This window comes from Candidatus Paracaedibacter acanthamoebae (assembly GCF_000742835.1).
In the GTDB taxonomy this organism is placed as follows: domain Bacteria; phylum Pseudomonadota; class Alphaproteobacteria; order Paracaedibacterales; family Paracaedibacteraceae; genus Paracaedibacter; species Paracaedibacter acanthamoebae.
Window position 1 is genome coordinate 1,113,102 of sequence record NZ_CP008941.1, and the last position, 12,660, is coordinate 1,125,761.

A 12,660-nucleotide genomic window follows, 5' to 3' on the forward strand; every position below is an offset into this window, starting at 1 on the left:
GCGCTTATACGTTATATAAATATAACATCGCTTAGTCGCAAGCGACACTGTAAAAAATGGTTATCAATGGCTCTGTATCACGCTCACATTAAAGTTCTTAGTCGGTCCGACCGTAATACGGTTGCTGCTCTTGCTTATCGTTCTGGAACGCAGTTGACAGAAGAGAGAACAGGAGAGGGATTTAATTTTAGAAATAAATCTGTCGAGCATGTTGAATTATTGCTGCCCGAAACTTCCCCTCAATGGGCCAAAGATTTGCAAAACTTAATTGAAAAAAACCGTGAAAAAGGGGTGCAAAAGTTATCAAATATTGTGGAATCCGCTGAAAAAAGAATTGATGCTCAGGTTTATAAAGACTTTGAATTTTCTCTGCCTGCTGAGTTAACAGTTGAACAAAATAAAGCGCTCCTCCGCGAATTTATTCAGGATCAATTTTGTAAACGCGGTATCACAGTTTTAGCCAATTTTCACAATGACTGTGACGTTGAAACAGGACAGAAAAAGCCGCATTGCCATGCCATCTTGTTAACACGCGAGTTAGCACCAGATGGACTTTCAAAGCAGAAAAATCGAGAGTGGAACCAGACATCCTTATTAGGAGAATGGCGAGAACAATTAGCAGCTTATACGAACTTTCATTTACAACTCCATGGGTATCAAGCGCGTGTCGATCATCGCTCTTATGCGGAGCAAGGCATTGAGATTGAGCCTCAGCCAAAACTCTCGCGCAGTGTTCAGGAAATGGAAGGCCGGATTGGCCATAATGCTCAAGGTCTTAAGCCTGAACAGTACACTGATAAAGCCAAAGACTATCAGCATATAAAACTGAAGAATCTTTACCGGATTATGAAGAATCCAGAAGTGGTGTTTGACATCATTCATAAGTCCCAAGCAACCTTTATGGAAGGGGATATTGATAAAGTTCTGGCCCGTTATATTGATGATCCTGAGGTGTTTCGAGCCTGCCAAGCCAAGCTTAAAACCTCTGCTGAATTGAGACTCTTGAGGGAAACAGAACAAGGCGCTGTCTTTACGACCAAAAGCATGATTAAACGGGAGCTTAGCTTAATCGATCTGGCTCAAAGCTTAAGCCAAACTGAAGGCAATAAAGTTAGCGATCAAAGTATTCAGAACCATGTAGCTCTTTATGATAAGAAGTATGAGAAGTCTGGGGGACTATCGAGCGACCAAAAAAGAGCTTTAGAGCATCTTGTTCAGGATAAAAAGCTTGTTGCCATAGTTGGTTATGCCGGTACCGGTAAATCCTCAATTCTGTCCTGTGCCCAAGATATTTGGCAAGAGAACGGATACGCCGTTTATGGACTGGCTCCGACAGGGAAAGCGGCTCAAAATCTGCAAAATGACGGCATTTCCTCAATAACGCTTCATAAGTTTTTGCGCCAGTACCATCAAGGACGTAACCAATTCAAGTCCAAGTCTGTTCTTATTCTTGATGAAGCGGGAATGGTCGATATAACGCGCTTTGAAGAGCTTTTCGATGCTTCTCAGAAATTAGGCGTTAAACTTGTTACGGTAGGAGATGGTAAACAGTTACAACCCATTGAAGCCGGGGCAGCGTTTCGGTTAGTGACAAAAGAAACAGGGGTCGCCACTTTAGAAACTGTTATACGTCAAAAACAAGCTTGGATGAAAGAAGCTACCCGCAATTTTGGAAGGGGTGACACTGAAAAAGCTATTGGTTCTTACCTGGAAAAGGGAAGGGTCATCCTTATTGATGAATCTATTCCTGACATTCAACAATTAGTAGCCATTAAGGATTATGCAGGCTTAGTCGAAGCTTTTAATATTGCGGTTCGCTCACAACGGTTAGCTGGGTGGACTTTTAGAAGCGATATCGAGTTAACTCCATCTGAAAGACAAATTGGAGGTCAAAAAATTGGCCCGTGGAAGGGAGTTGAAAAAGAGGCGGGTGAAGCAATTGCCAATAATATTGAGCACTGTCGTCCTCATATCTTAGCCTACAAAACGGATCCATACCGTATTGCAGAGAGTTTAACCTCTGACCTTGATCCCGCACAGCAAAAGCTTTATGCGGCTAGAATGGTGCATGGATGGAATATTGATTCGAGAGGAATGCAGGCCTGGGAGTTTACGTGTAATCCAAGGCAAGCCACCATGGAAGCTCTGATAAAGGATTGGTATCAATCTATTCAAGCAGAGCCTCATAAAAACCATGTTCTTATGGCTTATACCTTAAACGAGACAGAGATGCTAAATAAGCAAGCGCGGGCACTGAGGCTTCAAGATGGAGCCATTGATAAGCAAAGCTTTACCCACCAAATTACGCGGATTGATACAGACGATTTTGGCGACGAAGTCCGCACTCATAAGCAGCGTCAATTCTCTAAAGGGGATCGTCTTCTATTTATGAAGAATGATCATGGACTGGGGGTGCGTAATGGGATGGTAGGAACGATTGAAGAAATCAATAAGACAACGTTAAAGGTTCGCCTCGATGCGAAAGAAGGCGAGGAGGGGAAGATCGTTTCTTTTGCTTCCAAGCTTTATCCCTACGTTGATCTGGGATGGGCAATTAATCTCAACAAGCAACAAGGGGCCACGAACCATAAAAGCTTTATTTTGGCCTCCAATCATTTCCACAGCAACCTCACTTATGTCGCTCTGACCCGTCATACAGAAGAAGCTTCTATTTACGGCACCTCCCAAGAATTCTGGACAGAAAGTGTCTTTGCCAAACAGCTTGCTAAGGGGCAAGAAAAGCTCTCCTCTTTAGACTATATTGATTCTGATCAAGCCTTAAAGCTGGCGCGGCAAGAGAGCTCTATCATCACCGAGGCCTTGGAAGGGGTCAGTAACCAACTTAAGGCGATCCATTATACAGCAAAACGGAGCTTCACTCGCTGGTTGGGGAAAGAGCCAACCTTTGAGAAGATTAAGGTCAGAGAAACCCTTACAGAAGCTCAGCGTGCTCATAGGCTACAAGATGATAGCCAAATACCATTAAATTCTTCTCTTGGGACCTCTGAGCCGCCTTCCTCAGAACCAGCCCTGTCCTGGAAAGAGATGGTTGCTGACTTAGAAAAAAAGGATATGGAGAAGCGTATCCTAAAAAGCACTGGTCAGACTATGGAAGAATACAGAGCCTTGAAAAACGAGCTGTATGGTATCTCCTCTCACCAGAACACTTCTTCCCCTGGCCCCTCTTGGCGTGATGTTCTCGATCAGCTTGTTCAACCTCAGCGTTCTATCTCTCTATCGGATCAAGAGGCTACAATATCCTTAGGCGGTAACTCGTCTGAGAAGGTCCTGGATAAGATGGATTACCGCCCTCAATTTGAAAAAGATGTTCACAATTTTACAGATCGGTATAATGTCTATAAAAAAGCTGAGAGCGAAGGTCATACAACCGAGCAAGATACTTTAACGTTAAAAAAAGAAGCCATGGCGCTTTCTAAAAATGAAAATGCTATGTGGTATTTGGAAGTGAGAAACCCAGAAATGGGCCAAGAGATCCAACGCTTAGCTAAAGATTATAATCGACACCAAGCCCTTAACCGAGACAGCGGTTTAAGCCGCTAAGAGAGGAGAGATAGTAATGACCGTGTCCCCCACCAGTGAAGCCTTTAAAGAATTAACCAGCACCCTTTATGCTCTAAAAGGGTTAACCCAAGAATTAGAAAAAGAACGGGATGTGATTGTGACGTCAGCCGGTCAAATGTCGAGCTGTACACGGCAATTCCAAACGTCGATTCAAGCTTTAAAGGATTTATCCCCTGAAGTTGTTCTACAATTAAATACAGTTATTCATCAAGCCGTCCCTCTTATGGCTAAGCAAGCCGCAGAAGAAACTGTTCGCTTATTCCTTGAGAAAACTACCGATCAAATGGAGGCGGAACTTAAGAAAGTAGAAAATCAGTGCCTTAAGGTTAATCAGCAACTGTCAAAGAATTTAGAAAAGATGAGTTTCCTTTCTCGAACTTCCCTCATTCTTGCTTTCCTATCCACCTTAATGGGGGTGCTATTGGAGGCGGCTTTATCCATTACTTTATGCCGCCCCTAAGCCAGTTAACAAAGACGCAGCTTGAATATGGGGAGTTCATGCTGAAAGTTTGGCCTAAAATGGGCTCCAAAGACCAGGAAAAACTGATTGCTTTATCTAAGCCAGCTAAAACGCATTCCTGATATCTTCCCTATGAATGAAAGAGTAAAAAGACATGATCCATAAAAAAGCAAAATTAAGTTTAAACCCCCAGCAACACCATCAAGCGCAGGACAAGGTGGCTCAATTAAAAACATTTTTTGAGACTGGCCAACAACCGACTTCACCCAACCTGCCACAAGAAAATAAAAAAACTCCTAAAGCTAAACAACAGGAAACGCCTGCAAAGCCTAAAGTTGATTCTAAGGAAAAGGATCAACACCTAAGATTAAAAGCGAAAAAGGAACGAGATAAGAACCGGCAGGCCGCATTTGATTGGCTTTTAAGGACTTACCCTCAATGCTTCAGCGAGGAAAATCCTAAGCCTTTAAAATTAAAGATTGAAAAAGACATCTTTGCTGAACTGCCAGAGAACCTTCCTTTTTCACGCTTGCATATACGAGAAGCCCTTGGATTTTATACACGCTGGTTTAAGTATAAGGAGGTCTTAGCAAAGAGTACTCACCGTTATGACCTTCAAGGGAATACTATTGAAGAATTATTAGCGGACCATAAAGCTCATGCTCAACAAAGAAACAATTTAGAAAAGGAACTATAAATCAGAACAGCATAAATTCTTAAATTTCTTTCGTTTAGTGAATTGACATGTTATAGTAATATTACTATATTATTCAGTGAAGAGTTATTCGTGAAAAAGCCAATATATTGGGTTGGAAATTCAAAGGATGATTTGATGGAATTTCCTGAAAGGGTTCGAAATGAAGTTGGATATGCCCTTTATATTGCACAGTTAGGCGATAAACATCCTTCAGTTAAGCCTTTCAAGGGATTTAAAGGAGCGGGAGTACTCGAAGTGGTGGAGGATTATGAACGGTACGCCCATATTTATCGACAGCTCGATAGAGATATTTCCATTGGCCTTTGACTTTAATATAAGTCTCATCCACTCTTAACGACCAAGCTGAAGGGCGAGCATACCAGCGTATCCTTTTTTCAAATTCGGGAGCATAATGCTGGATCCAGCGATAGATCGTTGTATGGTCGACCTTTATCCCTCTTTCACTGATCATTTCTGCTAATTGGCGATAGCTAATGGGATAACGTAAGTACCAGCGCAGGCATTGCAAGATAACATCAGGGAGGAAATGGCGATATCTAAACTCTTTGGGCTTCATCATACGACTCATCTATTGGGCAATTTACCCTTAACCTAACAACTCCTCAAGAATTTGCAACGGAACCCTTAGGACCCTCCCCTAATCCGAGCTTTTCAAGAATATACTCATATATGATAATTTTTTTATCAAAGGGTAAATTCTTTTGAGAGGTATAGTTCAACTTTTTCGTCATGTTATCTTTCAATTCTTCATTACAACTCTTTAAGCTTTCTTGAATAGCATTCAAGTAATAATTGGATACTGCCGTGACCTCATGGGGGAAATTTTTAACGTTAGGCCCCATTTTTTTTAATATAAGCTTTAAGTTTCTTGCAGCTGTTAACAACAAAGATACATCTTTATCATAGGGTGATAACTGATCATTCATTTTTTTATCTTCTTGGTATAATTCTGATAAAAACTTAAAAGCTATAGAGGCGTCTAATCTGTACTGATAGCGGTGCGTAGTTGAAAAAAAAGTTAGTTTAGAAGAGGCGGGTGTTACTGAAAACGCTAGTGCCGGAGTCGGAAGATTAAAAAGAGTGGTTACTTTAAGGTAGTCTTTCAACTGACTAACGGCTTGTTGACGATTTCCTGCCGCGGCTTCAGTCCAGGCTTGAATTGCTGAAGTCCAATGCACCTTTATTGAATCATTAAATTGGGAGGACGCTACTTCTGGAATTCTAGTATACATTTTATCTATATCCTTGCTAAGTTTGACAAGTTCCCATAACCCTATTTCAAAGCAAACTACGCCTCTTTCAAAACTTGGTAAACTTTTTACTAGTTTGAATGCTTGTCTAAGATAGTCCTGTGATGGTATACCAGCTTGAAGACAAATAGACGTTAAGTCCTTTCTTCGAGGAAATTCCAGTCCGTTAGAAAATACTCGGGCAAGTATAAAGTTTGCCTCTATAGAGCCTGATAAACTAGTCATTAATAGATTAATAGCCGTTAAAATTTCCCCTCTTAAGTCAGCGCGGTTTTGGCCTAGTTCTATTCGCTCATCTAAATATCTTATAATAGCCCTATCTAGGGTATAATCCTGCCCTACCTGAGGATTTTCATAAACATTTTTTATTATTTTGAATAAATTATCGACGCTATCTTCCTTTTTCTGAGAATTTTTAAATATCTGATTGCTAAAAATAAAGGAGACAGCAGATAAATCATGAACATTCAAAGCTAGATCCAACCACTTATTGCGAATGCCCCCTTGTCCTTTTGGTCCGTTGTAGTGAATAATTCCCATGGCAGTATAAGCACGAAAATTACCAGCATGGACATCGTCAAAGAATTCATTAATATCCTTATACCGTCCCCACTTTATCACTTCTTTTACCACTTTTTGAAAAAACGGCTCTAAGCTATAAACCGCATTTCTGGTCTCAGGCGAAACAAGCATCAAATTCGCCAAATCCTGCTTCGAGCAATAGAAGAAGATTCTTTGTCTAACTTCATCTGCAAGATAGTCGAGAGAATTAAAATCAGCAGAAGCAGGACCAGTCAAAAAGTTACGAAAATATTTTGTTGCCAGCTGTTGATAAAAATCTTGAAGATCTTTCCATTTGGTTTCAGCGTCCTCACCCAGAATTAATTTTCTAAATTCTGGCAATAATTTTTTTAAAGAATCTAGATTGTTTCTATATTCGTCAATTTGTTTATATTTCTCGCTTCCCTTATATTTATCTCTGTATTCCTCACCATGTTGTTCTTTTTTCTCTAACTCATCAATAATTTCATAGGAGAGGGTTCTTTGCCTTTTGTGCTCTTGAGGTTCTTCTGTGGGGTCTACGTCTTCCCTATTTATTGAACTTGAATAGGGCCTTTTATTGCTTTTGGAAAAAGGACTTTCGTCCAGTTCCATCGCTACCGACCCTAAGGAGGTAGCAGCAAAAAAGAGGAGGAAGATTTTTATTGATATTTTCATTTCAAAAGTTCCCTTTTTATGGAGAGTAAAGAAAAAATTACAGTTATATAAGATAAAACTTAACCTTCTCCCATACATATAAACATAAAAAAGATAATTTCAATAAGTTTGTGAATTTTCCTGCATGTTTAACGGAAAAGTAAATTTTTTACCTATAAAGCTGCCCTCTTTTTCTTATGAGCATAGGTTTTGCATGGCTGTATGATTCTTAGAGATTGTTTCAATTTTAGCCATAGTATAAAATGTATATCTGGAGAAATTATAGAAAACGCGTTTGGGATGTATAAAGTTCTCTGAATCATACACATTATTGTGTTTTAGGATACATAAACTTTGCACTTTCTGGGAGATTTGATAATTCATTAAATTGTTGTCTAAGAAGTTCTAATTTAAGGGCTGTCGTAGCTTTATCCTCTTTAAGTTCCTCCATCCTTATTTGCATTGCTGATAAATGTTGTTTTAAACGATCACTTTGATCGGTACGGTTAATATCATGAGAAAGACGGATATATTCTGCTTCTAACTCCGGCAGAGTTTGTTCAATAACAAGGATCTGCATATCAAGCTGCGGCATCAGATCCTTCGCTTCATCTTGATAAAGCCCCGCATAATACTCTTGATTTTGACTTAAGACTAAATCCTGACGTATAGCCTTTCCTTGAAAGTCAGCTACCGCCGCCAGTATTTCTTGCTCTTCTTGTTCCGGATTTAGGCTGCTTAATGCAAGAGCTTTGGCTAAATTCTCTTCTTCTTGTTGTTGGCACTGCAAAGAAGCTCGCATAGCCTGTTCCAAATCTGCATCCTCTTCTGTGCTAGAGGCTATACTCCAAGGGGCGTAAAGGAAGAGAAATAAAGCCGTATGCACGCCACTCTTTTGGCAAATTCGATATTTAAGATTAAGTAACATCCTTTATAAGTCCTCTTCTAACTAGCCTACTACACCATAAAGCCTTTACTCCTTAAGGAATGTAAAGGCTGTCAAATTGTCATTATAAAAACTCTGCAAATGGCTTTTTCCATCGTCGCTTATCCCGCAGGTGCAACGTTAGCAATAAAAGGAGGATGGTTCTGCAAGATTTCTTCATCTCTTTATTTTTCACGTTACTATGCGTTTATCAAAACGTTTAACCTTAGATACACATGTGGATTGCATGAAAATTATCTTTCTTTTTACCTATAAAGAGCTCGAGTTGCAAAAATTTTGGGCAAGTAATTTTATTTCAAATTTTTAAAGTTAAATTTTAAATTTTTCCTTGGTGTGATCCTATTAAAATTGACATACAATGCTTTAGGATTAAAAATTCTATCAAGCAGAGGTATTTTCATTTATATACAACGTCATCGGTTTGCTACTAGTTTGATTCAATCAGTTGTTTTTCTCTCTCATTGAGATGCTCTCAGTTTAAGAGAAGATACCTTTAACGATTAATTCTATATAAAGTCCACAGGAATTTATTAGTTAAAATTACTTACATTATCTTTTTTCATCACTGAAAAATTCTGATATAAGAGTTAGGAGGATTTATTGGTAAGTTTTAGTAAACTTCCTTGCAAGCAGATTAAGGAGTATGTGGTATTGGGCACGATATATTCAACACCTGTGCTAGCCCTTATATTTTATTTTCTTTTTTCTTGCTTACTACCTAAACAATATTACAGGTGTTTTTAATCAGATGCTTCTTAGTAAAGGAAGCTACCCTTTATCTTTATCTTTCACGTTCCTTCTAATACTAATAACAATTATAGGAAACAATAATGAAAACTATCTTCCTGGCCACTGCTGCCATTCATGAAACAGCCTTAGAAGAACAAGAGCTATGCTTTGCAAAAGGCTATCAAAAATTTAACAATTACTGTTCATCCCAACCTACTTATTAACTATTTTAGGATACGACTCATGAAACAACGGCATAATGGTCTTCTTACTCTTGCTTTAAGTCTACTTCTTGGTACCAGTGTATGTTGCGGCACCTCACAGGCCATGGAAAATCCATCAAGTATTGATTTAGCAAATATTACCAGCACATCTTTAAGCCTTAAAGGAAGGAAGATTGGAGATGCTGGGGCGCACGTCCTAGCCAAGAATACTACCCTCACTTCCTTGAATTTGGAGGATAATCTGATTGGAGATGCTGGGGTGCAGGCGCTGGCCACCAATACTACTCTCATCTCTTTGAACCTCAGGCAGAACCAGATTGGGGATGCTGGGGCGCACGTCCTAGCCAAGAATACTACCCTCACTTCCTTGAATTTGGAAAATAACAATATTAGAGATACAGGAGCACGAGCTCTCCTCACCACCCTAAGAGCTCACACAAATCTAACAGAATTATCCTTAAACTGGCCCAACGGCATTAATATGAATGAGGTTAAGCGTCTTCTGGCTTGCAACACAGGACTGGCGAGATACAGCAAAGGAGAACATTTCCGTCCTGTACCCCACGTCGTACAAGTAACACCTACCCAAAATATTAATTTGGCAAGTATTACAAGCACATTTTTAAGCCTTAAAGGAAAGAAGATTGGAGATGCTGGGGCACAGGTCCTAGCCAAGAATACTACCCTCACTTCCTTGAACTTGGAGGACAATCTGATTGGAGATGCTGGGGCGCAGGTCCTAGCCAAGAATACTACCCTCACTTCCTTGGATCTGGAAAGGAACGGGATTCGGGATGCAGGGGCACACGCACTGGCTAAGAATACCACCCTCACTTCCTTAGACCTGCGGGAGAACCAGATTGGGTGTGAGGGAGCGCAGGCGCTCCTGAATGCCCTGCGAACCCAAACAAACCTAACAGAACTATCCTTAAAATGGCCTAACAGTAATAATGAAAGGGAGGTTGAATTTCTTTTAAATCGCAACAGGGAATTGGCAAGCAACCGCACTCACCAAGTTATCCCCACTGTGCCCGCTCCTACCCCTCAGCCTATGCAAGGAACATTCCCTCAGAATGTCATTGCTCCAGTCTTACCAGACGAGCCTTCTGAAACCAAGGAAGACAAGAAGGAGGAAGTTAGAGTTTTTTGTCTCACTTATTAATAAAGCCCCGAGAGACACAGCTCTTCGAAAAAAAACCATAACCCCCTCTCAACGTCCAAATCGCTTGCTAGATTCTTCTCAGGCAAAAATTAAGCAATTAGAAAAAGAAAAAGCCCAGGTGGAAGAAAACCTTTCTTCTGTTATGCTGGCCAATGAACACCTTCTTGAAAGACAGAGCACACTTGCCAGCTCTTATCAGAGTGTCTTTGAGCTCTTGCAAGAAATGCCTCAACAAGAGTCCCCACTTGTTCAGATGGCTTTGGGGCTATTTTATAAGCTAGAGTTAGTGCCAGCTCCACACCCTCATTTGGCCTTAGAATGGTTTGGCAAGGCTTTGGGTCAGGGAGAGAGCCGTGCACTCGATTTTATCAGAGAGGACGCAGATAAAGGAGAAAAAGAGGCTCAATACCTTGTGGCACGCGCTTATGAACAGGGCCAAGGCATCCCGCGTGATCTCAGGCAAGCTGCCACTTGGTATAATAAAGCCGCAGAGCAACAGCATCCCCTTGCTCGACAACGCCTTGCAGCTCTTCAAAGCGTTGAACTTGAAATTGCTGCCCAAGAAGGCGATCGCCAAGCTCAATATGAGCTCGCTCAAGCGTACTACTATGGAAATGGCTTGCCTTTAAATATTGATGAAGGCATTAATTGGTTTAAACGTGCAGCAGAAAATCATCATGCGCCTGCTCAACTCTTTTTAGCCCGTCTTTACGAAAAAGGTGAACATGTGGTGCAGGATTCCACACAAGCCTGTGAGTGGTATGATAAAGCCCTACAGCAAGGTGAAGAAAAAGCCCTTATTGGCTTGAAGGCCCTTGCCCAGAATGGTTCTATAGAAGCTTGTTATGCTTTAGGCCAAGCGTTTGAGAAAGGGCAAGGAGTTGCCCAAGATCTTCTGCAAGCGCGCCAATGGTATGAAGGTGCAACCTTACAAAACCATGCTCCTTCTTTGTATGCATTAGGGGCTCTGACTGAGGACGGACGCGACCAAAGCTTTAACAAAGCAGAGGAGATTCTTGCACTTTATCAGAAAGCTTATACCTACTATGATCAAGCTCAGCATTTAAGTCATCCTCAAGCTACTTTTGCTTTATGGCGGGTAGCGCAAACAAGAGATTCCCTGAAGGATATTAAAACACCCGAGCTGAGACGCAATCTCTTGTTAAAGAAACTTCAAACTGCCTTGCCTGCCTCTTTAAGCCCTGATGTACTTTATAAGGTGGCGTATTTGGCTGAGATCATTCGCTTGGGGTTCCAGGAAGGGCCACAAGAAGCCCTTTTCCAAGCTCTTTATGATTTAGGCCACTTTCCCCGACACAGCTATCAAAGCCGTGCAGTCCTAGACATGCTCATCCATTTAATTAACTCAGAAGAATTCAATGCAGATGCTTTAGATGAGCAGGAAGATAATTTCAGACTTACGGCCTTAGGACGTATCTGCCGCGGTATTCATCTCATTAAGGAACCCTCATCATTAATAGCTCCTGATCAACTCCCCCCTCGCTTGCGTGTTGCATCCGATGGGATAAGGGATGTGCGTGTGGAGGTTTTCAATTGTTTGTTTAAACAAGATCAAGCCACCAGTCATTGGCCGGCTTTTGAGCAGTCTATCCATCGTCTGTTAGGTTACTTTGATCAAGGCGTCATAGCAGGCAAGATCACTGCAGAGATGCTGTATGATGAAGAGTTTGATGAGCATGGAACCCGTAAGGCTTTAGAAGATTTATTGCGTGGTGGTAAGGTTGGGCGTCCTTCTGCTCGCTTTGCCAACCGGTTGATTCAGATCGAGCCGTTAATCTTGCAACTTGATGAAGGAACACGGTTTGCTCAATTGTCTTCGTGGGCACTTGCAGGTCTTCATTGCAGCACGCGTGCAGAGAAGGAAACGTATGATTTTTATGTCCGTTATATGAGTGAAGGCCAAAACCTTGACAGGGAAGAGTTAAGTCTGGAGATGCGCATTGCCCTTAGCTTGGCAGATCTACGTAAGCAACTTATAAGCCGACTTGTTCCTATGGACGAAGTAGAACGTTTGCATCAGGTGGCGTACTTAGAGAAGAAAGCAGGGCCTCTGCTTGCCGTGGTAGGTGATGCTGAAGCGTTTCAAGACAGATATGAAATTATTGTCAAAACTGTCTATAAAAGCTTGTCTCCTGAAGACATCCTGAAACATGTACAAGCCCATTACACGGTTGATAGTATTGCTAACTTTTTAGCTGAGACCATTAATCGGGGCACGCGGTTATCATATACGCACCTTGCGCATGCTTTTGAGGAGCGGAAATCGGGCATCAGCCTTGCAGAGTTTTATGATGAGGAGATCACTACCTTTACTCCTCAAGGGGCTAAAGCTTTATTGTATAGTACAGGGTACTTTGAAAGTCGCTTCTAA

General features: G+C 41.2%; 8 protein-coding genes and 2 pseudogenes. 7 read left to right on the forward strand and 3 right to left on the reverse strand.

The genetic code is table 11. The features are described from left to right. Positions 1-66: 66 nt before the first annotated feature. The 4 genes and pseudogenes from ID47_RS05010 to ID47_RS13875 all read left to right on the forward strand — a co-directional run. The gene (locus ID47_RS05010; protein ID WP_038464559.1) at positions 67-3,561 is read left to right on the forward strand and encodes an AAA family ATPase; all 3,495 of its coding nucleotides are present in this window, start codon (positions 67-69) and stop codon (positions 3,559-3,561) included. A gap of 16 nt (positions 3,562-3,577) precedes the next feature. Then, on the forward strand, positions 3,578-4,042 hold the full coding sequence (locus tag ID47_RS05015) for a hypothetical protein (protein ID WP_038464562.1): 465 nt from the start codon (positions 3,578-3,580) through the stop codon (positions 4,040-4,042). Between the two features lie 154 nt (positions 4,043-4,196). Beyond that, a complete protein-coding gene (locus ID47_RS05020) occupies positions 4,197-4,739 on the forward strand; it encodes a ProQ/FINO family protein (protein WP_038464565.1) in 543 nt (180 codons plus the stop codon). Between the two features lie 135 nt (positions 4,740-4,874). Beyond that, positions 4,875-5,012: pseudogene (locus tag ID47_RS13875) on the forward strand (type II toxin-antitoxin system RelE/ParE family toxin); the annotation flags it as partial. Here the strand turns inward: ID47_RS13875 and ID47_RS12345 are convergent. The 3 genes and pseudogenes from ID47_RS12345 to ID47_RS05035 form a co-directional block, all read right to left on the reverse strand. Continuing rightward, positions 5,011-5,319: pseudogene (locus ID47_RS12345) on the reverse strand (IS6 family transposase); the annotation flags it as partial. The pseudogenes ID47_RS13875 and ID47_RS12345 sit on opposite strands and share 2 nt — an antisense overlap. A 43-nt stretch (positions 5,320-5,362) precedes the next feature. Continuing rightward, on the reverse strand, positions 5,363-7,228 hold the full coding sequence (locus tag ID47_RS05030; protein WP_038464568.1) for a hypothetical protein: 1,866 nt from the start codon (positions 7,226-7,228) through the stop codon (positions 5,363-5,365). A 307-nt stretch (positions 7,229-7,535) separates the two neighbouring features. Beyond that, positions 7,536-8,135, reverse strand: coding sequence for a hypothetical protein (locus tag ID47_RS05035; RefSeq protein ID WP_038464571.1), 600 nt, complete (start codon positions 8,133-8,135; stop codon positions 7,536-7,538). Positions 8,136-8,983: 848 nt separating this feature from the next. Here ID47_RS05035 and ID47_RS13665 point away from each other — a divergent pair. The 3 genes from ID47_RS13665 (at position 8,984) to ID47_RS05045 (ending at position 12,660) form a co-directional block, all read left to right on the forward strand. After that, a complete protein-coding gene (locus tag ID47_RS13665) occupies positions 8,984-9,106 on the forward strand; it encodes a hypothetical protein (RefSeq protein WP_269516739.1) in 123 nt (40 codons plus the stop codon). 19 nt (positions 9,107-9,125) lie between these two features. Next, the gene (locus ID47_RS05040) at positions 9,126-10,268 is read left to right on the forward strand and encodes a leucine-rich repeat domain-containing protein (protein ID WP_051908637.1); all 1,143 of its coding nucleotides are present in this window, start codon (positions 9,126-9,128) and stop codon (positions 10,266-10,268) included. Positions 10,269-10,332: 64 nt separating this feature from the next. After that, positions 10,333-12,660, forward strand: coding sequence for a tetratricopeptide repeat protein (locus ID47_RS05045; RefSeq protein WP_198022359.1), 2,328 nt, complete (start codon positions 10,333-10,335; stop codon positions 12,658-12,660).